Genomic DNA, 22081 nt, shown 5'->3' on the forward strand with positions numbered 1-22081 from the left:
TCGTGCTAAATATGGCAGGGACGGCGCGCGCCGGACACGAGGCTCCGGCAAACTCAATGCTGGCAGAATTGCAATTCTGTCTTATATGCCGAATAACGTGAACCAGAATCAGAACCTATTCCGGGAGTGACCCCATGCGCAAAGCGCCCATCCGCAACCTTCTCCTCGCCGGCAGTTTCCTGGCAGCGACATCCGCTCCCGCTTTCGCGCTCGATGCCGAGGATATGCTCGCAAAACTCAATGCCGCCTCAAGGGCGCAGGGCAGCGTCACCTTCACCTATGACGATGTCAAGGAGGGCGCAGACGGGAACCTGACGGTCTCCGGCGTGGTCTACAGTCCCGAGGCGGACAACCCGGAGGCGCTCGGCGGCCTTGAACAGGCCGGACCGATGACACTCGATTTCGAAGGGGTGACGGAAAACGGCGACGGCAGCTATTCCATCGACAAGATCTCAGCCGCCGACATGGTCTTTACCGGCGAAGATGTTGAAGTCAATATCGGTTCGCTGATCCAGGGCGATATCGAAGTGCCGGCAACCCCCGACACGAGTACCCTTGCCGGCTGGAGCTATGCCGGCAACACCGAAGCGAGCGACATAACCGTGACCACGGAAGGCCACCAAGTGCTCACCATCGCGAGTGCGACCGGCACCCAGACATTCAACGACGATACAAGCAAGGCCAGCTTCCTCGGCACCGTCTCCGGCATCACGCTCGACCTTTCAGGCTTTGACGACATGGAAGACGACTTCCGCGAGGCACTGACGGCGCTCGACCTGATGGAAACGCATTCAAGCGGCACATTCAGCGGCGTCTGGGATGCGCAGTCCGGCGATTTCCAAATCTCGACCTACGAAATCGCGGTGGAAGATGTCGGTACGCTCAGCATCAATTTCGCCATGACCGGACTGACGCTCGAAACAATCGAGACCCTGCAGAAGCTCTCCGCCGAAATGCCCGATTCTGGCGATATCAGCGAAAGCGACGACGCAAATGCAACCGCAAACGCGGAAAGTCCTTACCAGAAATACCTTCTGGAGCTCGGCCAGAAAATCGGCCTTTCCGAATTCCGGGTCAATTTTGCCGATGCCTCGATCACCACGCGAGCGTTGCAATATGCGGCTGAGAAAGAAGGCCTGATCGCCGAGGAAATGGCCGACAAGATCGAGGTGGATCTCGGCTCCAACCTGACCGCGATGAATGTGCCGGGCCTTGCTGACATGGTCACGACAGCGGTTGGCACCTATTTTGCCGACCCGCAGACCTTTACCATCAGCATCAAACCTCAGATGCAGATGCCGATTCTGGCCGTGATCATGGCAGGTGCGGCCGCTCCGCAGTCGATCCCGCAGCTGTTGAACCTTCAGGTGACGGCCAACGAGTAAGCCCTCGGGCTTCTCCAGGCCTCACAGTCAAACCAAAAAAAGCCCCGGCGATCATCATCGCCGGGGCTTTTTCTTCATAACGGGTAAAGCGCTTCAGTCTTTCTTCTGCGGCATCAACCGCAGGCCGAGTTCACGAAGCTGCGCGGGTTCGGCCTCGGACGGACCGCCCATCAGCAGGTCCTGCGCCTGCTGGTTCATCGGGAACAGCGCGACCTCGCGCACGCTCTTGGCGCCAGCAAGCAGCATCACGATGCGGTCGATGCCGAATGCGCAGCCGCCATGCGGCGGCGCACCGTACTGGAATGCACGGTAAAGGCCGCCGAACTGTTCCTCTACATCTGCGGCACTCTTGCCGGTGATCTCGAACGCCTTGACCATGACTTCCGGCAACTGGTTACGGATCGAACCGGAGGCGATCTCGTAGCCATTGCAGACGGCGTCGTACTGATAGGCCTTGATCGTCAGCGGGTCGTCGTTCTCAAGCGCTTCGAGACCGCCCTGCGGCATCGAGAACGGGTTATGCGAGAAATCGACCTTTTTCTCGTCTTCCAGCCATTCGTAGAACGGGAAGTCGACGATCCAGCAAAGCTCGAACCGGTCCTTGTCGGTCAGTTCCAGCTCGTCGCCAACACGGGTGCGCGCTTCACCGGCAAACTTGTAGAACTTCGACGGCTCGCCAGCGACAAAGAAGCACGCATCGCCCTCGCCAAGGCCAAGCTGGGTGCGGATCGCGTCAGTGCGTTCCGGGCCGATATTCTTGGCCAGCGGGCCTGCGCCGGTCAGCTCTTCGCCTTCCTTGCGCCAGAAGATATAGCCGAGACCGGGCTGACCCTGGCCCTGCGCCCAGGAATTCATCCGGTCGCAGAAGGCGCGGCTGCCGCCGGTCTTGGCCGGGATTGCCCAGACCTCGACCTTCGGGTTCTTCTCGATCATGCCGGCAAACACCTTGAAGCCGGAACCGGCGAAATGCTCGGTCACCGCTTCCATCACGATCGGGTTGCGTAGATCCGGCTTGTCGGAGCCATATTTGCGGATCGCTTCGTCATAGGGAATGCGCGGCCATTTCTTCGTCACCGGCTTGCCATCGGCGAATTTCTCGAAGACGCCGCCGATCACCGGCTCCATCGTGTCCCAGACGTCTTCCTGGGTCACGAAGCTCATCTCGACGTCGAGCTGGTAGAATTCGCCCGGCAGGCGGTCTGCGCGCGGGTCTTCGTCACGGAAGCATGGAGCGATCTGGAAATAGCGGTCAAAACCGGCCACCATCAAAAGCTGCTTGTACTGCTGCGGCGCCTGCGGCAGGGCATAGAACTTGCCCTGATGGATGCGGCTCGGCACCAGGAAGTCGCGCGCGCCTTCAGGTGACGACGCCGTCAGGATCGGGGTCGAATATTCACCGAAATCGGCGTCGGCCATAGCCGAGCGCATCGATGCAACGATTTTGGTGCGCTTGACGATGTTGGCGTGCAACGTTTCCCGGCGCAGATCGAGGAAGCGGTATTTCAGTCGCAAGTCTTCCGGGTATTCCGGCTCGCCGAACACCGGCAGCGGCAGTTCCTTGGCCGCCGACAGAACTTCGATTTCCTCGGCGTAAAGCTCGATTTCGCCGGTCGCCATGTTGGCGTTCACCGTCTCATCGGTACGGGCCCGCACCTTGCCGTCAACGCGAGATCACCCATTCGCCGCGCACCTTCTCGGCGGTGGCAAAGGCTGGTGAATCCGGATCGGCGACCACCTGGGTCATACCATAGTGGTCGCGCAGGTCGATGAAGAGCAAGCCGCCATGGTCGCGAACGCGGTGCACCCAGCCGGAAAGGCGGGCAGTCTGGCCAACGTCGGACTTGTTGAGGGCGGCACAGGAATGGCTGCGATAGCGATGCATAGTCTCATCCGTAAAAGGTTTTGGAAGGCAGGCAGGCGGTGTTCCGCGCCGGACTTCGCGGTGAATTCCGGCGGAAAAGCGCATGGCAGCCCTTCTTTGTCAAGGCAAAGCCCGTTTGGACGCTGCTAAACCACATCAGGCGGTCAACAGCAAGCTTTACCGGTTTAAAGGTGACCGACTTCAGCCTTTTCCATCTCCCTTTTGTCACTGCGCCTTGACATCACCGTCCTAAAGGCCAAGGAACGATAGGGAAACCAACCGACGATATAGTGCTTATGATCGAAAACACTGCCGCTCTTGAAGAGGCCTGCTTAAAGCTCGCCAAGTCCGATTTTGTCACCGTCGATACGGAATTCATCCGCGAAAGCACGTTCTGGCCGGAACTCTGCCTGATCCAGATGGCAAGTCCCGATCTGGAGGTCCTCGTGGATCCGCTGGCGAAGGGCATCGATCTGAAGCCGTTTTTCGACCTGATGGCCGACCCATCCGTGGTCAAGGTATTTCATGCCGCCCGTCAGGATCTCGAAATCGTCTATCACATGGGCGGTCTCCTGCCCGCGCCGCTGTTCGATACGCAGGTTGCCGCCATGGTTTGCGGCTTCGGCGATTCGATTTCCTACGATCAGCTGGTCTCACGGCTGACCGGCGCGCATATCGATAAATCCTCGCGCTTTACCGACTGGCGCGCGCGCCCACTCAACGACAAGCAGCTCTCCTATGCTCTGGCAGACGTCACTCACCTCAGGGACGTCTATCTGAAGCTGAAGGATGAACTTCTGCGCGAAGGCCGCACCGACTGGGTCGACGAGGAAATGGCAATCCTGGAGACGCCGGCGACCTATGACCTGCCGCCCGAACAGGCCTGGACGCGGCTGAAACTGAGGGTCAAGAAACCGCTCGATTTCGCCATCATGCAGGCGATTGCCGCTTGGCGCGAGCGCGAGGCCCGCGACCGCAACGTACCGCGGCGCCGTGTTTTGAAGGACGACGCGGTCTATGAAATCGCCCAACAGCACCCGACAGAGCCGGAAGCGCTTGCAAAACTGCGGATGATCCCGAAGGGCTGGGAGCGTTCGCACACTGCGGCAAACCTGCTGGATGCTGTGAAGACGGCGCTAGAGATCCCCAAGGCAGACTGGCCGCGCATTCCCCGTCAGCCACAATTGCCGGAGGGAGCCGCCGCCGCCGCTGAACTGTTGAAGGTCCTGCTCAAGATCGTTGCCGAGCAGAACCAGGTCGCCGCCCGCGTGATCGCCTCATCCGATGACCTCGACCGGATCGCCGCAGAGGGCGAAGAAGCCGATGTGGAAGCGATGAAGGGCTGGCGCCGCAAGCTTTACGGCGAACCGGCGCTCAAACTGCTCAACGGCGAAGTCGCGTTGCGTTTTGTCGACAAAAAGGTTCAGATGATCGAAGTCTGATGGTCTCAGGCGTGCATTTTCGCCCCTTTGGAAATCTTGTCCGCGATCTTCTTTTCTGTCCGGAAGGCAATCCCGACGACCCTGGCGTCTTCCGGCGCAAACTCGGCGAAGACGGCGCGATTTGCGTCGTCATGGCCGGTTGCAAACATTTCTTCCAGATAAAGCGAGGCCGGCACACTGCGCTCGACCGTTCGCTTCAGCACCTTCGAAAGCGTGGCCTGATCGCCGCCGAGCACGATGATCGGCTGGGCGCAAAGCGGGTAATAGACATTGCCGTCCCGGTCCCTGTAGTCTTCGCCTGTCAGCTCCTCTTGGGCTGCGGCAATGCCGGTGGACAGGAACGCCGTGACGTTGAGCTTCTGCCAGACGGCGAGATCGTCGCGCACGATGATGACGAATTTGGTGTCGAACATGAATGCAAACTCCGGAATAGGATTTGAAGGACCGAACGGCAGCCTAGCGCGCCGGAAGCCCGGCGATCTTGAACGTTTGTGCAGGCGCGACGCGATCATCACCGCTCCGGCCGAAAACGGCATTGAGCGGATCGAAGCGCGGTTTTCAGGCAACGGGTTTTCCCCGCATCGCCACGACACCTATGCGCTCGGGCTGACGGTCTCCGGGGTTCAGACATTCAGCTATCGGGGTGCCGCGCGGTTTTCCACGCCTGGCCGGCTGATCATCCTGCACCCGGACGAACTGCATGATGGCGGCGCCGGCGGTGAGGACGGGCTCACCTACCGGATGATCTATCTCGGCCCGGACAGGATCGGTGCTGCACTTCATGGCCTATCGCGCGTCGCCAGCCTGCCTTTCGTGCGGGCGCCTGTGGTGGATGATCCTGCCCTGCGTTCAAGCCTGATGGAGGCGCTTGGTGACCTCGATTCGCAGATGGGAGAATTGAAACGTGACGATGTGACGGCGGAAATCGCCAGTCATCTGCTGCGCCTTGGCGATGGCGAAGCAGGTTGCCGACGCGGACCGCTCGCGCGTCAGGCACTCCTTCGCTGTCGGGACTATCTTGCGGAAAGCGCCGAGGCCAATATCGGATCAGAGAGCCTTGAGGCCATCGCCGGTCTTGACCGGTTTTCGCTATCGCGCCAGTTCCGCGCGGCATTCGGCACCAGCCCGCACCGCTATCTGGTGCAGCGGCGGCTGGAACGGGCAAAGGCAATGATTGCGGCCGGAGAAACGCTTGCCGGGGCGGCAGTCTCCGCGGGCTTTGCAGACCAGAGCCACATGACCCGGCATTTCAGGAAAACCTATGGCATAACGCCGGGGCGGTTTCAGGCGCTAACGGCACAACACCGGACATAAGACTCTCCCCGCCGCAGCGCCTTGGCGACAAACTCACTCGCCCTCGTCAAACAACCGGAACTGGTCGATTTCCTTCGGTGGATTGAGGCCGAGATGTTTCCAGGCCGTAGCCGTCATAACCCGACCGCGCGGCGTGCGCTGGATAAAACCCTGCTGGATCATGTAGGGCTCGATAATGTCCTCGATCGCGTCACGCGGTTCCGAAAGCCCTGCTGCGATGGTCTCAATGCCGACCGGGCCGCCGCCGAAATGCTGGCAGATCATGTTGAGATAGCGCCGGTCGAGCTGATCGAACCCCATATGGTCGACCTCAAGCCGTGTCAGCGCCTCATCGGCGATGGTGCGCGAAACAGCGTCAGCATCCGCAACCTCGGCGAAATCGCGCACCCGGCGCAAAAGCCGGCCGGCGATGCGCGGCGTACCGCGGGCGCGCCGGGCAATCTCTCGCGCGCCGTCATCGCTCATGCCAAGCCCCATCAGTCGGGCTCCCCGCCGGATTATCGATTCCAGCTCCTCGACCGTATAGAAATTGAGCCGCACCGGAATCCCGAACCGGTCCCTGAGCGGCGTCGTCAAAAGCCCGACCCGCGTCGTCGCCGCCACGAGCGTGAACTTCGACAAATCGATCTTGACCGAACGCGCCGCCGGTCCCTCGCCGATGATAAGATCGAGCTGAAAATCCTCCATCGCCGGATAGAGGATTTCCTCAACCGCCGGGCTCAGCCGGTGGATTTCGTCAATAAACAGGACATCGCGCTCTTCGAGATTGGTCAGCAGCGCCGCCAGATCGCCGGCCTTGGCAATCACTGGTCCGGAGGTGGCGCGGAAGTTGACGCCGAGTTCCTTGGCCATGATCTGCGCCAGCGTGGTCTTGCCGAGGCCGGGCGGGCCGACGAACAGGACATGATCCAGCGCCTCGCCGCGCCGTTTGGCCGCTTCGATGAAGATCTTCAGATTGGCGCGCGCCTCTGCCTGGCCGGTAAAATCATCCAGCGTCTGCGGCCGCATGGCGGCATCGAGATCCTCGGTTCGCTTGTCGGGCGAGATCAGGCGAGCATCGTCATTCATAATGATTCAGACTTTTCCAAATTCCAGGCCATTTCAGATGAGCATAACGAACCGGGATCAACTCGCCAATTCCTTCAGCCCCAGACGGATAAGAACTGCGCTGTTGGCCCCCTCGCCCGCCTTTTTCAGCGCCGCCGAGACGGCACCGGCCGCCTGATCACGCGAATAGCCCAGATTGGTAAGCGCGGAAATCGCATCGGAAACGGCAGCAGGCGCAGTGCCCTCGCCGACGTCCTGGCGGAAGGCAATGCCTTCACTGTCGCTCATCGAAAGCCCAGCCGGAACCTTGTTCTTCAGCTCGGTGACGATGCGGGTGGCGACTTTGGGACCAACGCCTGGCGCACGCGAAACGGCCGTCTTGTCGCCAAGGGCAATGGCATTGGATATCTCGCCCGCCGTCAGTGTCGAGAGAATGGCGAGCGCCACCCGGGTTCCGACCCCCTGCACACTTTGCAGAAGATTGAACCATCCGCGCTCCTCGGCGCTGATGAAGCCGTAAAGCTTAAGCTGATCCTCGCGCACGAAGGTTTCGATCACCAGCGTCACCGCCTCGCCGGGCGAACCGATGCGCGACAAAGTGCGCGCCGAGCAGAACGCCACATAACAGACGCCGTGGACATCGACGAGCACATGGTCGTCGCCGATCTCGTCAATCACACCCTTCAACTTGCCGATCATGCTCGTTATCCCGTCACCCGGCCAATGCCGCCTTCATCATCCGGTTTGCACCGCGGTTATGGGCATGGCAGATGGCGATTGCCAGTGCATCAGCTGCGTCACTACCCGTGAACTGAACCTTTGGCATCAAGACCTTCAGCATCATGTGGATCTGTTTCTTGTCGCCGTGACCGACGCCGATCACCGCCTTCTTCACCGCGTTGGGTGCATATTCGGAGACATGCAGTCCGGCGAGCGATGGCACCAGAAGCGCAATGCCGCGCGCCTGACCGAGCTTCAGCGTCGCCACCGCATCCTTGTTGACGAAGGTCTGCTCAACAGCCGCTTCATCTGGACGCTGGCCATGGACCACTTCCGAAAGTCCGTCATGCAACTGCCGCAGACGTGAGGCAAGATCCATCTGAGAATCCGTGGTCACCGTGCCGGAGGCGATGAATCTCAGCGAATTGCCCAGCGTTTCGATCACACCCCAGCCGGTGCGCCTAAGGCCCGGATCGATGCCGAGAATACGAATCGTCTTTTCCATGGGTTCACCCTATCCGTGTTGCCCCGAGCCTTCCAGAGAAAAGTGAACAAAACAAAAACATCGATACCACCGCGCCAATCTCCGCCGGCGATCGCGACCAAGACTTTAAATGTAGTCTGGCACGTACTATCTTGCCTACAAAATCAACTATTTAAATTGTGTACGGGGTTGGTGCGTTTGCGTCTGCCTGCCGAAAGGGAAGACGATTGACTACATTTTATCTCGCGGTGATGATTTTCTCCGCACTCGTCCTCCTCGCCGCGCTTTCCAGCGCCCTCGCATACCGGTTCGGCGCACCGCTGCTGCTGCTCTTTCTCGTCGTCGGCCTGCTGGCGGGCACAGACGGTTTTGGCATCGAATTCGATAATGATGCTCTGACATTCTATGTCGGTTCGCTTGCGCTTGCCGTGATCCTGTTTGATTCCGGCTTCGGCACCTCTTTCAAGAGGTTCAAAAGCACAGCGGCTCCGGCGGTCCTTCTGGCAACAGTCGGAGTTCTGCTCACCGCAGCCCTTGTGGCCGTGGCAGCCACAGTCATTCTCGGCTTTTCTCTGCTCGAAGGCTTTCTGCTTGGCGCTATCGTCGCCTCGACAGACGCGGCTGCAGTGTTCTTTTTGATGCGCATCGGCAATATCCATGTCGTCGACAAGGTAAGCTCCACGCTGGAAGTGGAATCCGGCATCAATGATCCGATGGCGATCTTCCTGACCATGACACTTGTTTCCATACTTTCGGTGCAAGGTTCGGCTGGGGAAGAGACGCTCGAGATGGTGCTTCATTTCATCCGGGAAATCGGTTTCGGGCTCTTATTCGGGCTTGCGGGCGGCATCCTGACCACCGTGATCGCCAATTCATTCGGGCTTAACCGCGGGCTGGCGCCGATCCTGGTTCTGACCGTAGCGCTTCTGGTGTTTTCTGCCACCGGAGCAGCCGGCGGCAGCGGCTTTATGGCGGTCTATATTGCCGGTCTTGTCGCGGGCAACCGGCGCGTGCGCTATTCTGGTTCCATCAGGCGGTTTCAGGAAGGTTTGACCTGGCTTGCCCAGATCATCATGTTCCTGCTGCTCGGCCTTCTGGCGACACCGCGCAACTTTCCGGATATCTTTCTTCCCGCTATGGCGTTGGCGCTGTTTCTCGTGTTTGTCGCAAGGCCGATCGCCGTTTGGCTCTGCCTGTGTCTCTTCAATTACCGGCCGCGCGAAACAAATTTCATCGCCTGGATCGGGCTGCGCGGCGCGGCTTCCATTCTGCTCGCCATCCTGCCGGCGATCTACGGGTTGGAGAATGCGGGCCTGTATTTCAACATTGTCTTCATCATGGTGCTCGTATCCCTGATCATGCAGGGTTGGATGCTTGGCCCCGTTGCCCGTCTTTTGAAACTGGTACGCCCCAAGGCGAGTGGCGCGCTTGAAACCGTCGAAATCGACTTGCCGGGCAACGCCAAACATGAGCTGCTGGTCTACCGGCTTGCCGAAGGCGCCCCGGTGCTTGAAGGTGCGCTTATTCCACGCTGGGCCATCCCGTCGCTTGTTGTCCGCGACGGACTGTCGATGCGCTATTTCTATGCCGGCAATCTGAAGGCCGGGGATTATCTCTATCTGTTCGTCGTTCCGGGCATGTCTTATCTTCTGGACCGGCTTTTTGCGGATCCGAAAACGGTTGGCAATGACGGTGAGGAACCGATGCTCGGCACCGATGTACTGATGCCGGACCGACCGCTTCGCGAGCTGCGCGCCATCGACCCGAAGGTTGTGATCCCGCCCGGTGCAGAAGAAAACCGGCTGGCCGATTTCATGAAGGAAAAGCTCGGTGGAAAGCCACAGATCGCCGACCGCCTGCATCTGGGGCCATTGTCGCTGATCGTGCGTGAAGCGGACGAGGCCCACAATGTAACGTCCATCGGCGTCTGGCGTGAACCAGAAGAGCAGAACACGCCGCGCCTTTTCCGGCGGTGGCGGGACCGGACCACGAAAAGATGGAGCAAGTTTAAGCGTTAGGCCCTCGGGCAAAAGAAGGGTTTTCATTCCTGTGCGCTTTTCTGACCTCTGTCATTGCCGCTTGCACCGTTTTTGAATAGGAATCGAAGCGCCCAAGACGATTTTGACAGTGCAACCCGCACCGGACGAAAAGACCGGCATGCCGAAGCCTTTCAACAGGCCGCTGCCGGCAGAACAATCCAGAAGAGCCGCTCTGCCGGCCTTCCAACCGAAAAAGGAAGACATCCATGCCTGCCTTCAAAACACTCGATGACCTTTCCGACCTGAGCGGCAAGCGCGTTCTGGTCCGCGTCGACCTCAATGTGCCTGTCAGCGAAGGCAGGGTCACTGACGCGACGCGGATCGAACGAGTTGCCCCAACCATTCTCGAACTCTCGGAAAAGGGTGCAAAGGTCATCCTGATGGCCCATTTCGGCCGTCCGAAGGGTGAAGTCGTTGCGGACATGTCGCTGAAGCTGATCGTTCCTACAGTCGCGAAGGTTCTGGGCCACGACGTGCAATTTGCCGACGACTGCGTCGGCTCGGCCGCCGAGACCGCGATCGGCGCTCTTAAGGATGGCGGCATACTGCTGCTTGAGAACACCCGTTTCCACAAGGGTGAAGAAAAGAACGATCCCGACTTTGTGGCTCAACTGGCCAAGAACGGCGATATCTACGTCAACGATGCCTTCTCAGCCGCCCACCGCGCCCATGCCTCAACCGAGGGCCTCGGCCACCACATGCCGGCCTATGCCGGCCGCACCATGCAGGCGGAACTCGAAGCGCTGGAAAAGGGTCTCGGCGATCCCAAGCATCCGGTCGTCGCCATTGTCGGCGGAGCCAAGGTTTCGACCAAGATCGAGCTGTTGCAGAACCTGATTGAAAAGGTCGATGCGCTGGTCATCGGCGGCGGCATGGCCAACACGTTCATTGCTGCCAAGGGCATCGATGTCGGCAAGTCGCTGTGCGAGCATGACCTGGCAGACACAGCCCGCGCGATCATGGCAAAGGCAAAGAACACGAACTGCGCCATCGTGCTGCCGGTCGACGGCGTCGTGGCCCGCGAGTTCAAGGCTCATGCGGAAAACGAAACGGTCGCGATCGACGCGTTGCCCGCCGATGCGATGATGCTGGATGTCGGGCCTCAGTCCGTCAAGGTCATCAATGAGTGGATTGGCAAGGCCGAAACGCTGGTCTGGAATGGTCCGCTTGGCGCTTTCGAGATCGAGCCCTTCGATACCGCCACGGTCTCAGCTGCCAAGTTTGCCGCAGAACAGACAAAAGCTGGCAAGCTCACTTCCGTTGCCGGCGGTGGCGACACGGTCTCCGCGCTCAATCATGCCGGTGTCAAGGACGAATTCAGCTATGTCTCGACCGCAGGCGGCGCCTTCCTGGAATGGATGGAAGGCAAGGTTCTTCCCGGCGTCGATATCCTGAAGAAGTAATGTCCGCATAAGACGGCGCATCAACGAGAGCGGCCTTCGGGCCGCCTTTTTCGCCTCAGGACGGCCGGATCATCAGGACGAGCACCATCATCGCCAGAGCAAATGGGGCAATCTTCCAGAAATCCATTCGTTTTTTCAGCCCCGGCAGACCAAGCGGCCTGATGATCTGAACCGCCATGGCGGCGATGAGAAGCAGTGATATCAGCTTGGCCATGGACACCCCTGCCCGCCCGAGCTTCGGGCGGTTTGTTGCAAAACTGCTCCCCTCATAGCCTGCACACGCTGGCGCGTCACCCGGTGCAAGGCGAATTCTTCAGTGCATTCCCGGTACTTGGTGATAATATCGTTGGAACATACGCGGCTGATGCTGCGTTGCACCTAAGCATCCTTTATGACTTTCATTCACTCAGGCGACTTGATGAAACGCAATCTCTTCCCTGTTTTCGCGCTGCTCCTTGGCACCCTTTTCCTGTTTTTCGGCAACGGTCTTCACGGCCTTCTCCTGCCACTGCGCGGCACGGCGGAAGGCTACAGCGACATTGCGCTCGGTTTCATCGGCACGTCCTGGGCGTCGGGCTTCGTGCTTGGCTGTCTGCTGGCACCGAAGCTGATCATGCGCATTGGTCATGTCCGTGCCTTTTCCGGCTTCATCGCTGTCATCTGCATGGTGGCGCTGATCACAGGCGTTTTCGTCAATCAGTTCGGCTGGATCGTGCTGCGCGCAGCGACCGGGTTCGCGATGGCGGGAACCCAAATGATCATCGAGAGCTGGCTTAATGAGCGCGTCGACAATTCAAGCCGCGGCACGGTCTTTACCTTCTACACCGGCATCACACTTTTCGGTGTCGTTGGCGGACAGATGGCCGTCGGCTTCGGCAACCCCAATACGCCGATCCTGTTCATGGTTGCCGGCATTTTCTATTGCATCGCAATGCTGCCAACGACGGTTTCGAACGCGGCCTCGCCGCGTCCGCTCCAGGCGGTCAGGATCGATCTCAAATTGCTCTATCGCAATTCGCCCGTCGCCTTCTTCGGCGTGCTGTTGACCGGCATTGCCAATGGCGCTTTCGGCACACTGGCGGCGGTTTTCGCCTCGCGTGCAGGACTTCCAGACTCACAGATTGCCTATCTGGTCACCGGTGCCATTCTGGCCGGCGCGCTGGCGCAGGTTCCCTTCGGTCGGCTTTCCGACCGCCTGGACCGTCGCCATGTGATCGCCGGGCTGGCAGCAATCGCGGCAGCGGCGGCCATCACCGTCGTTGTCTTCAGGCCCGGCAGCACCACGCTGATCGTCCTCATCGCCATCTATGGCGCAACCGCCAACGTGCTCTACCCGATCACGGCATCGCATGCGAACGACTTCGCCCGTCCGGAAGATTACGTCAAGATCGCCAGTGGTCTGCTGTTCCTGTTCGGCATCGGCACGATCATCGGCCCGACGGTCGGCGGTCCGATAATGTCAAACTTCGGCCCCTATGCGCTGTTCATGGTAACCGCGACTGCCCATGTGCTGATCCTCGTTTATGCGATCATCCGTTCGCGCATCCGCGCCGCCATCCCCGTTTCCGATCGCGATGCTTTCACCGCGATGCCGGATGCGGCGACCCCGGTTTCCACAACCGAAGGCATGGCGCTGAAGAACCCGAACCGAGACACGCCCGTTTCGGAAGACGAGGAAAGGAGGGACGATCATGCCGCTTGATGACGAAAACGACGCCAAGAAACCGCCGAAAGGTCAGTACGTTATCGGCGCTGACCTTGAGGAGCACTCGGTCGAAGCCCTGCATGGTTTTATCGCGGATCTGCGTCGCGAGATTGAACGGCTCGAGACTGCCATCGGCAAGAAGGGCAGCGGCCGCGAAGCCGCCGAAAACTTCTTCAAGAAGAAGTAGCCGATGCGGGACCGAACGCCGATTAACCGGATATTAACCTTCCCGCGTTTCTATAGGGCATCCGCTTGCCGGAGTCGGGATCTCTGTCTTTATTCCGATCATCACCCTTTGACTTACGAGCCGCTATTCGCGGCTCTTTTTTTGGCCAAATCACAATCGGCGGTGGGTATTAACCGTTCATTAAGAAACGGCTTGCGGAAATGCTGTACAGGTCTATTTGTTGTCAACATTGTTGAAAACGTGCCGCACCAAGAGTACCGCGGGAACAAGCGTAGCCAGAGTATGCAGATGACCAATACAGGGGCAAACCCGATTAATTTTGCCGGACGAGCCGCCAACTCACCGCAATTCGAAGTCCTTTATGCCGAAGGCATGTCGCTCGTCGAAGATACGGCGGCCTATCTGGACGGGCCCGGTCGGGCGGCGTCGCAACTGCTCAGCCCACAGGCTGCTGCGCTCTATTCCGCAGAATCGATCCGCCTCACCACACGCCTGATGCAGCTGGCATCCTGGCTGTTGCTGCAGCGATCACTTAATTCCGGTGAAATGAGCCGTGAACAGGTGATCCAGGAGCGCACCAAGCTGCGGCTGGGCGGCGGCGGAAACGAGGACGGGCTTTCGTCATGGCGCGAACTCCCCCCGGCTTCCGCGATCTGGCAGACCACGCCACACGGCTTGAAACCCGTATCCGCAAGCTCGATGAGAGCCTGATGCGCGATCGTGTCGAACCGGAACCGGCCAACAATCAGGTCATCGCCCAGATCGACCTGCTGCAAGCCGCATTCGCAAGACGATAAATCATCCGAAAATGCCGCAACAAAAAACCCGGCGCGCAGGCCGGGTTTTTGTATTCTGCCGTCTGATTGAGAAATCAGATACCAAGACCGCCGAAGCGCTTGTTGAACTTCGAGACGCGACCGCCCCGGTCGAGCATCTGCTGCGATCCGCCGGTCCATGCCGGGTGCGAGGTCGGGTCGATGTCAAGGTTCAGAACATCGCCTTCCTTGCCCCAGGTCGAACGCGTTTCGTATTCCGTGCCGTCCGTCATGACGACCTTGATCATGTGATAGTCGGGATGAATATCAGCCTTCATAACTCTCGTTCCTGCAAGTTCGTTCCAGGTCCGGCTGCCATTGCGCCCGCCGGGCCTATTGAATAAACAAAGCCGTGGGACCTCAAAAAAGGCCACGGCTGTCGATTAGGTTGCGGTCGCTATACAGGAACGTGAGCCGAATAACAAGAGCCGCCGGGCGCAATATCCTGACCGGCGCGAGTGAAGGAAATACCCGTGAGCAGAAATGCCAAGACGAGCGGCGGAAGGGCCAAGGAGCTTCGCCCGCTAACTGCGATTTTGCCCTACATCACAGCCTATCGAGGCTTTGTTGCCGGTGCCCTCACCTTCCTGCTGATCGCTTCTCTTGTAACGCTCGCGCTGCCTGTCGCCGTGCGCCGGGTTATAGACCATGGCTTTTCCTCCGACGACGCGCAACTGATCAACAACTATTTTCTGGTGCTGGGCCTGATGGCACTGGCACTGGGGATTTCCAGCGCTCTTCGCTATTTCTTCGTGATGATTCTCGGCGAGCGGGTCGTCACCGATCTCCGGCGTGATGTGTTTGCCCATGTCATCAGGCTGTCTCCTGCCTTCTTCGACATCAACCAGTCGGGCGAAATCGTTTCCCGGCTTACGGCCGATACGGTGCAGATCAAATCCGCCTTCGGCGCGAGCGCCTCGATCGCGCTGCGCAATCTGATCATGGGGACCGGCGCGCTGGCGATGATGATCTACACGTCGCCGCGCCTTTCGGTGCTGGTGATCGCAGCCATCCCGCTGGTGGTCCTGCCGCTGATTGCTGCCGGACGCAAGGTGCGATCACGCTCACGCACCGCACAGGACCAGTTGGCCGGCGCCACCGCATTTGCCGGCGAGGCAATCGGCGCCACCCGAACCCTGCAGGCCTTTACCGCCGAAGACATGGCCTCAAACCGCTACAGCCACGGCGTCGAAGGCGCGTTTTCGGCGGTACGCCTGACGCTCAAGGCGCGGGCGACACTGACGGCGGTGGCCATTTCCATGGTGTTCTGCTCAATTACAGCCATTCTGTGGTTCGGTGCCCAATCCGTGCTCGCCGGCACCATGTCGGGCGGCACGCTTGGCCAGTTTCTGCTCTATTCGGTTCTGGCCGCTGGCGCCCTTGGCCAGCTTTCGGAAGTCTGGGGCGAGCTGTCGCTTGCCGCCGGGGCTGCAGAGCGGCTCACCGAGCTCCTGGTTGAACCCTCCGCCATCAAGGCTCCGGACAACCCCGTGACCCTGCCCGCGCCGTCGCGCGGCGGCCTTGAAGCTGACAAGGTCTCATTCCGTTACCCGACTGGTGGTGCCAAAGCCGGTGCATTGAACCGGCTTTCTCTTGCCGTTTCACCTGGAGAGACCGTTGCCGTTGTTGGCCCTTCGGGAGCCGGAAAAAGCACGCTGTTCTCACTGCTGCTGAGGTTTTACGATCCCGACGAGGGTGAAGTCCGGTTGGACGGCGTGGACCTGCGCAAGGCGGCCCCCGAGGCCGTGCGCAGCCGATTCGCGCTGGTGCCACAGGATGTCGCCATCTTTGCCGCCAGCATCCACGACAATATCGCGCTCGGCCAACCCGACGCGACGCGCGAAGCGGTTCGCGCAGCAGCGATCGCCGCTCAGGCCGACGGCTTCATCGAAAGGCTCGAGAACGGCTACGATACGATGGCAGGCGAGCGCGGCATCACCTTGTCAGGCGGTCAGCGCCAGAGGATCGCGATTGCCCGTGCCGTGCTGCGCGATGCACCGGTTCTGCTGCTGGACGAGGCAACATCGGCACTCGATGCGGAAAGCGAGACACTGGTTCAGGCTGCACTCGGCGCGCTGATGAAAGGCCGCACAACACTCGTGATCGCCCATAGGCTGGCGACCGTGCTTTCAGCCGACCGGATCCTGGTAATGGATGAAGGGCACATCGTCGAAGAAGGCACACACGAAACACTGGTCGCCCGCGACGGACTTTACGCCCGGCTTGCGCGCCTTCAGTTCAATTCCGAGGAAAGCGCCTGAGTACGGGTCAGCCTGCCAACTTTTTGCCGGTGGGCATGAAAGTTGCCGCGAAGATCAGCGCGATACCGGCCCAGACAATCGGCTGCGGCCATTCTCCGAAGACGATCAGCCCCATTATCACCGCCAGCGGCAGTGCCATGTGCAGCGCCGGTGTGAGCGCCATGGCATCGGCCATCGAAAACGCCTTCAGCATGAAGTAATTGCTGGCGTTGACCAAAAACGCCGACACAAGCAGCAGCCCGAGGTCATCCAATCCGATCGGCGACCAGAAAAACATGGCGGGAATGGCGGCGATTGTCGCCATCAGTGCATACATCCAGAACAGCGCAGGCACGAAGGCCTCGTTCATTGCCAGCATCTTCAACACGATGTTCTTTGCAGCGAGCGCGATGGCTGCCGCAATCGCCACCAGCCCCGCGGCCTGAAATGCCTCGCTGCCCGGACGCAGGATCAGGAACGCTCCACAAAGGCCAAGTGCGACGGCAAGCCAGCGACGCCAGTCCGCCTTTTCCTTCAAGAGCAGGATCGCCAGCGGGATCACGAAAAACGTCTCAAGCTGAAACAGCGAGGAGGCAATGGTGAACGGCAACAGAGACAATGAGGTGAAGATCAGAAAACTAACCGCAACGCCCAGCGCGGAGCGGATCAGCAACAGGCGCGGCGAGCGCAGTCGGAACCCGGCCGAGCCTTTCATGGCGGCAATCGGCAGCACCATCAGCGCCGCCAGCCCGGACTGCACGAAAACCAGCACGACCGGTGCATGACGCGCCGTCAGTATCTTGGTGAATGTATCGACACACGTGAAAGCGGCAACGCCGGCAATCATCAGAAAAATAGCGGCAAGGCGGCTGTCTGGCCGCCAGCGCACAGCCCGAGCGGGCAGGACGAAGGTCATCAATAACTCCTGAACAAGCATCTGTTCGTTTTGGGATGCTTCCTGGAGGAACCCCCGTCCGCTTGTCAGGAAGAACAGCGCCCCTTCAAGGCGCGGCGGATGGGCATACAAGATACCGTACCACCCTTGCGGAGTATTCAGGATAGGAAAGAGCGCCGACAAAGGCAAGCCCAAGCGCAACCGCCCGTTCGATGGCGGAGAACAATACGGTTTCGCGAAAGCCTCAGCGTTCTGTCAGCTTGAACTCGATACGGCGGTTCTGGGCGCGCGCCTCGGGCGAATTGCCGGGAGCGATCGGCTGGTATTCCGCAAAACCCGCCGCAACAAGCCGATTGGCCGGTACCCCCTGCGAGATCAGATAGCGCACAACGGAATTCGCACGTGCAGACGATAGCTCCCAATTGTCCGCAAACTGACCACCGGGCCGGATCGGCACATCATCCGTGTGACCGTCAACGCGCAGCACCCAGCTGATATCCTCGGGGATTTCAGGCGCAATCTCGAGAAGGGCCGTCGCCAGTTTGGCCAGTTCGGCCCGGCCATCATCATTGAGCTCGTCGGCGCCGGACTGGAACAGCACTTCGGACTGGAACACAAAGCGGTCGCCGACAACGCGGATGTTTTCGCGGTCGGAGAGGATCTGCCGCAGTCTGCCGAAGAAGTCGGAGCGGTAGCGGTTGAGTTCCTGCACCTTCTGCGCCAAAGCGACATTCAGGCGGCGGCCGAGATCGGCGATCCGCGCCTGCGAGGCGTCGTCCTTGGCTTCGGAGATTTCCAGCGCCTCCTCGACGGCGGCAAGCTGCGCGCGAAGCGCCGAAATCTGCTGATTGAGCAGTGCAAGCTGGCTCTGCGCCTTTGCGGTCAGCTGACGCTCTTCCTCAAGGTTTTGCGAAAGCATGCTGATGCGGGTCTGGGCGACGTCACTGACACCCGCCCCTTCGTCCAGAAGCGACTGCAGGCGGGACCTGTCTGCCTGTGCGGAGGCAAGAGAGGCCTGCAAAGAAGCGATCGTATCGTTGGCGTCCTGGGTGTTGCTTTTTTCGAGTGCCAGAAGCTGCGTCAATTCAGCAATCTGGCTGTTCAGCCGGTTCAGCACCTCATCCTTGCCGGAGATTTCTCGGGTCAGAATGAACTGGCCGATCACGAACACGGTCAAAAGGAACATGATCGCCAGCAGCAGCGTCGACAGCGCATCGACGAACCCGGGCCAGTAGTCGACGTTGCGGTTGGATCGACGGTTGCGGGCCAGCGCCATGTCTACCGGTCTCCAAGCTTGTCGGTCAGGCGCTGAAGCGTGCGGCGCATCTCCTGCGATTCCTCATGCTGCGCCTCGATCCAGTCGCGCAGCATTTGCTGCTCGTTGCGCATGTTCTTGACAACGCCCTGGATGCCTTCGGCAAGCTGGGCCATGGCAGGCACGGAGGCGGCGTCTGCGCCATTCGCCTCGGCGATGCGACGCAGTTCTCCCGCGAGGACCTCAAACTGTTCGGCTGATCCGCTGGCGACACCTTCAAGCGCCGGTGCCAGATCCGATGTCACGTCGGTCAGGGTTGAGAGCCAGTTTTCCAGCTCCATGTAAAAGCGGTTTTGGGCGCGGCCCGCCTGCAGATCGAGAAACCCCAGAACGAGCGAGCCCGAAAGGCCAAGTAGTGAAGACGAGAACGCCGTGCCCATGCCCGAAAGAGGTCCGGCAAGACCGTCCTTCAGAGCATCGAGAACATCGGCAGAATCGCCGGAATTCGGATCCAGATTCTGAATGATGTCGCCGATCGACCCAATGGTGCCGAGCAGGCCCCAGAAGGTGCCAAGCAGGCCCAGAAAAACCAGAAGCCCGACCAGATAGCGCGAGGTGTCACGCTGCTCGTCCAGCCGGGTTGCGATGGAATCGAGAATGGACCGCAATGACGCGGTCGACAGCGCCATCGTCTGACGGCTACCGATCAGGGCGCGCATCGGTGCCAGCAGTTTCGGATCGCGTCCGACGCGGTCGGCGCTTCCCGCAGCGCGGAATGAATTCAGCCAGGTGACCTCTCGGCGAAGCGCCATAACCTGCGAGAACACCATCAGGATGCCGATCAGCAAAACCCCGAGGATCAGCCCGTTCAGGCCCGGATTGGTCATGAAATATTCGTTCGCCTGACGATACAGGATCGCCACAAGAAAGCCGACGAGAATCAGAAAGATGACCATCGTCCAGACAAAGGTCATCGGGCTCGACATCTTCTGTGCGAAACCACGCGGCTGTGGGTGACGCCGATCGTCCTGCTCGAGTTCGAAATCCGACATTTCGCCCTATCCTCCGCTCATCACCTTCAGCGACCCCGCATTGCTGCGAGGCCGAACAACCTTCCGTTCCGGCCGGTCACCAAAGCTCTATTCGAAAATGCGGGCGATTTGAAGGGCGTTGCCCGCAAAACTGGTGTTCGGTCCACCGGAACAGCCGGCCCTATTTTTCCAGTCGACGCTGAAGCTGATCGAAGAGCGCGATCCTGATCATCTCGTTACCGGCGACAACGCTGCCGGTTTCCAGGCATTGCTGGCCACCCTTGGTGTCGGAAACAAATCCGCCCGCCTCACGGACAAGAATGAGACCGGCTGCCATATCCCAGGCAGAGAGGGCCTCTTCCCAATAGCCGTCAAGCCTTCCAGCTGCGACATAGGCAAGATCCAGCGAAGCGGCACCGAGACGACGAATACCGGCGACCTCGCCCATGACATGGCGCAGCTCCACAAGGAACTTGCCATGCTGGCCGCGACCGAGGTGCGGCACGCCGCATCCGATCACCGCGTCAGTAAGTTTGCGCCGTGCCGAAACGCGGATGCGCCTGTCATTGCAGAACGCACCGCCACCCTTTTCCGCCACATAAAGCTCGTCCAGTATGGGGTTGAAGATGACACCGGCGACGATTTCGCCGGAGCGCTCAAGCGCGATCGACACTGCAAACTGCGGAATTCCGTGGAGAAAGTTTGTAGTGCCATCGAGAGGATCGACGATCCAGCGATGCTGGCCATCCGAGCCGGTCTCTTCGCCGCCTTCCTCACCCAGGAAACCATAGGTCGGGCGCGCTCGCAAGAGTTCGGTGCGAACGATCTTTTCCGCTTTGATATCCGCCTGGGATACAAAATCGGCGGGTCCCTTGACGGACACCTGCAGGTTCTGCACCTCGCCGAAATCGCGGGTCAGCGACCGACCCGCTTTCAGCGCGGCCTGAACCATGACATTGAGAAGGGCTGAACGGGCCATAACGGGATTCCTTGATTAACGCGCCGGCACGGTCATTCCGCTGACGGCAAACAGGCTGTTGGGCGGTTCATGACCACAGAACGCACCGAAATTCAAGGCCTGTCAGGCATTTGCGGTCATGGAAACCTTCTGAACACTCGGGACAACAAGGACTTCCGTGCGGTTCTCGTCCTGCATCCTTGGCTTTATAGAGCGCACGATCGGCTCCATCGAGGGCCGCCTCGATACGTATCTTGCCGACCTCGAATTCAGAAATTCCGGCGCTGACTGTGACCGAAAAGGGTTCGCCATCATGGCTGAATACATGGCTTTCGACTATCACGCGGATTTTCTCGGCAATAAGCCAAGCATTGTCGACCGATGTTGAAAGCAAAATGACGGCAATCTCCTCTCCGCCATAGCGCACGACAAAGTCAGATCGACGCACCCTGCTTTTCACTGTTGTCGCGACCGTCTTCAACACATCGTCGCCGCGCACATGACCAAACCGGTCATTGACCGATTTGAAGCGATCAATATCGAACAGCACAACACAGCCGACTTGATTTTCCGAGTTCGCAGCCTGGGATATATTTCCCTCGAACTGATACAGGGCACGGCGATTGAAAAGCCCCGTCAGCGGATCACGCTCGGCATTAAACTCAACAACGCGCAGATAGTCGGTGTTTCGTTTCGTTGCTTCCAGGGCCGAGCCGAGAATGATGACGCCAACAATACTGGTCAGGGTAGTCGGAATACCGATACTGCCCAAAACCACCATCGCGGTCCGAAAATCCAGAAGAAAAACAGAAGCGGCCGTCAGCGACGTCATACACCCCAGAACGAACAGACTTCCGATCGTACGTCGCTTCGGAGCGAACCTGGCGAAGACCACCCCGACGGACGCCGAAATAGCGATCCCGGCCACTCCCGCTATCATCCCTTCGCCTCCGATCAGGATCCGGGGTATCGCGACGAAGATTGCGACCAGAGCTGCCCCGGCAGGCCCCGCGAACGGACCTGCAAGCGCAATAAACACCGCACGCGCATCGAAGATGATGCCAGTTTGAAGCGTAATCGGATTTGTCATTGAAGCCAGAGCGCCGCATGCCAGCACGATAGCGCTGGCATATTGCTCATACCACCGCCCGCGAAAATGGCGCAGGATCAGTCCGTATCCCATCACAACGAGCGCGCCCATTCCGAGGCTCGCTATCAATTGTCCGAGAATACTGAACTGTATCAAATAACCGAACTCCCCGCTTTCGCCGCCCCCGCGAGACATGCCACAAGCGCTTTG

The 22081-nt window shown here is 59.7% G+C and carries 19 protein-coding genes and 2 pseudogenes; 9 read left to right on the plus strand and 12 right to left on the minus strand.

Annotation, left to right across the window (positions count from 1 at the left end):
* The first annotated feature begins 134 nt into the window (after positions 1-134).
* Positions 135-1385, plus strand: coding sequence for a hypothetical protein (locus AC0L7L_RS11445; RefSeq protein ID WP_272212042.1), 1251 nt, complete (start codon positions 135-137; stop codon positions 1383-1385).
* A gap of 93 nt (positions 1386-1478) precedes the next feature.
* Here the strand turns inward: AC0L7L_RS11445 and aspS are convergent.
* Positions 1479-3267, minus strand: a pseudogene (gene aspS, locus AC0L7L_RS11450) (aspartate--tRNA ligase).
* Positions 3268-3542: 275 nt separating this feature from the next.
* Here aspS and rnd point away from each other — a divergent pair.
* Entirely contained in the window at positions 3543-4688 is a 1146-nt protein-coding gene (gene rnd, locus AC0L7L_RS11455; protein WP_473509085.1) for a ribonuclease D, read from the plus strand.
* A 5-nt stretch (positions 4689-4693) separates the two neighbouring features.
* Here rnd and AC0L7L_RS11460 read toward each other — a convergent pair whose 3' ends face one another.
* Positions 4694-5101 (minus strand): DUF2000 family protein, encoded by a 408-nt coding sequence (locus tag AC0L7L_RS11460; protein ID WP_272212047.1) that lies wholly within the window; start codon positions 5099-5101, stop codon positions 4694-4696.
* On the opposite strand from AC0L7L_RS11460, the gene AC0L7L_RS11465 reads away from it, so the two are divergent.
* A complete protein-coding gene (locus AC0L7L_RS11465; RefSeq protein WP_473509088.1) occupies positions 5100-6002 on the plus strand; it encodes an AraC family transcriptional regulator in 903 nt (300 codons plus the stop codon). The two genes, AC0L7L_RS11460 and AC0L7L_RS11465, sit on opposite strands and share 2 nt — an antisense overlap.
* A gap of 33 nt (positions 6003-6035) precedes the next feature.
* Here the strand turns inward: AC0L7L_RS11465 and ruvB are convergent, their stop codons facing one another.
* From ruvB to ruvC, 3 genes are read right to left on the minus strand one after another with little or no spacing between them, the layout of a single operon-like run.
* The gene (gene ruvB / locus AC0L7L_RS11470) at positions 6036-7070 is read right to left on the minus strand and encodes a Holliday junction branch migration DNA helicase RuvB (RefSeq protein WP_473509090.1); all 1035 of its coding nucleotides are present in this window, start codon (positions 7068-7070) and stop codon (positions 6036-6038) included.
* A gap of 57 nt (positions 7071-7127) precedes the next feature.
* Entirely contained in the window at positions 7128-7748 is a 621-nt protein-coding gene (gene ruvA / locus AC0L7L_RS11475) for a Holliday junction branch migration protein RuvA (protein ID WP_473509092.1), read from the minus strand.
* Between the two features lie 13 nt (positions 7749-7761).
* Complete coding sequence (gene ruvC, locus AC0L7L_RS11480) at positions 7762-8274, minus strand: crossover junction endodeoxyribonuclease RuvC (RefSeq protein WP_272212051.1); 513 nt, start codon at positions 8272-8274, stop codon at positions 7762-7764.
* A gap of 206 nt (positions 8275-8480) precedes the next feature.
* Between ruvC and AC0L7L_RS11485 the strand changes: the two genes are divergently transcribed.
* On the plus strand, positions 8481-10271 hold the full coding sequence (locus AC0L7L_RS11485; protein ID WP_473509094.1) for a potassium/proton antiporter: 1791 nt from the start codon (positions 8481-8483) through the stop codon (positions 10269-10271).
* A 227-nt stretch (positions 10272-10498) separates the two neighbouring features.
* Positions 10499-11695 carry a phosphoglycerate kinase gene (locus tag AC0L7L_RS11490; protein WP_272212055.1) on the plus strand — a complete coding sequence of 399 codons (1197 nt, stop codon included), beginning with the start codon at positions 10499-10501 and terminating at the stop codon, positions 11693-11695.
* 55 nt (positions 11696-11750) lie between these two features.
* Here AC0L7L_RS11490 and AC0L7L_RS11495 read toward each other — a convergent pair whose 3' ends face one another.
* Complete coding sequence (locus AC0L7L_RS11495) at positions 11751-11909, minus strand: hypothetical protein (RefSeq protein WP_272212056.1); 159 nt, start codon at positions 11907-11909, stop codon at positions 11751-11753.
* Between the two features lie 204 nt (positions 11910-12113).
* Between AC0L7L_RS11495 and AC0L7L_RS11500 the strand changes: the two genes are divergently transcribed.
* From AC0L7L_RS11500 to AC0L7L_RS11510, 3 genes and pseudogenes are all read left to right on the plus strand, one after another.
* Positions 12114-13397 carry an MFS transporter gene (locus tag AC0L7L_RS11500; protein ID WP_272212057.1) on the plus strand — a complete coding sequence of 428 codons (1284 nt, stop codon included), beginning with the start codon at positions 12114-12116 and terminating at the stop codon, positions 13395-13397.
* The gene (locus AC0L7L_RS11505) at positions 13387-13587 is read left to right on the plus strand and encodes a DUF1192 domain-containing protein (protein WP_272212058.1); all 201 of its coding nucleotides are present in this window, start codon (positions 13387-13389) and stop codon (positions 13585-13587) included. Before AC0L7L_RS11500 ends, AC0L7L_RS11505 begins: the two co-directional genes overlap by 11 nt.
* A 372-nt stretch (positions 13588-13959) precedes the next feature.
* Positions 13960-14384 (plus strand): annotated as a pseudogene (locus tag AC0L7L_RS11510) (DUF1465 family protein).
* A 74-nt stretch (positions 14385-14458) separates the two neighbouring features.
* Here the strand turns inward: AC0L7L_RS11510 and rpmE are convergent.
* Positions 14459-14680 carry a 50S ribosomal protein L31 gene (gene rpmE, locus AC0L7L_RS11515; RefSeq protein ID WP_272212060.1) on the minus strand — a complete coding sequence of 74 codons (222 nt, stop codon included), beginning with the start codon at positions 14678-14680 and terminating at the stop codon, positions 14459-14461.
* Between the two features lie 195 nt (positions 14681-14875).
* Here rpmE and AC0L7L_RS11520 point away from each other — a divergent pair, with 195 nt between their 5' ends.
* On the plus strand, positions 14876-16663 hold the full coding sequence (locus AC0L7L_RS11520) for an ABC transporter transmembrane domain-containing protein (protein ID WP_473509097.1): 1788 nt from the start codon (positions 14876-14878) through the stop codon (positions 16661-16663).
* A gap of 7 nt (positions 16664-16670) precedes the next feature.
* Here the strand turns inward: AC0L7L_RS11520 and AC0L7L_RS11525 are convergent, their stop codons facing one another.
* The 5 genes from AC0L7L_RS11525 to AC0L7L_RS11545 form a co-directional block, all read right to left on the minus strand.
* Positions 16671-17558: a DMT family transporter gene (locus AC0L7L_RS11525; RefSeq protein ID WP_272212063.1), complete on the minus strand. Its 888-nt coding sequence runs from the start codon at positions 17556-17558 to the stop codon at positions 16671-16673.
* A gap of 223 nt (positions 17559-17781) precedes the next feature.
* Positions 17782-18813 (minus strand): peptidoglycan -binding protein, encoded by a 1032-nt coding sequence (locus AC0L7L_RS11530; protein ID WP_473509100.1) that lies wholly within the window; start codon positions 18811-18813, stop codon positions 17782-17784.
* A 2-nt stretch (positions 18814-18815) separates the two neighbouring features.
* Entirely contained in the window at positions 18816-19844 is a 1029-nt protein-coding gene (locus AC0L7L_RS11535; RefSeq protein ID WP_473509102.1) for a flagellar motor protein MotA, read from the minus strand.
* Positions 19845-20004: 160 nt separating this feature from the next.
* Complete coding sequence (locus AC0L7L_RS11540) at positions 20005-20802, minus strand: inositol monophosphatase family protein (RefSeq protein WP_272212067.1); 798 nt, start codon at positions 20800-20802, stop codon at positions 20005-20007.
* A 67-nt stretch (positions 20803-20869) separates the two neighbouring features.
* Positions 20870-22027: a GGDEF domain-containing protein gene (locus tag AC0L7L_RS11545; RefSeq protein ID WP_473509105.1), complete on the minus strand. Its 1158-nt coding sequence runs from the start codon at positions 22025-22027 to the stop codon at positions 20870-20872.
* Between the last annotated feature and the right edge of the window lie 54 nt (positions 22028-22081).

The organism is Martelella sp. K41-7 (assembly GCF_055808365.1).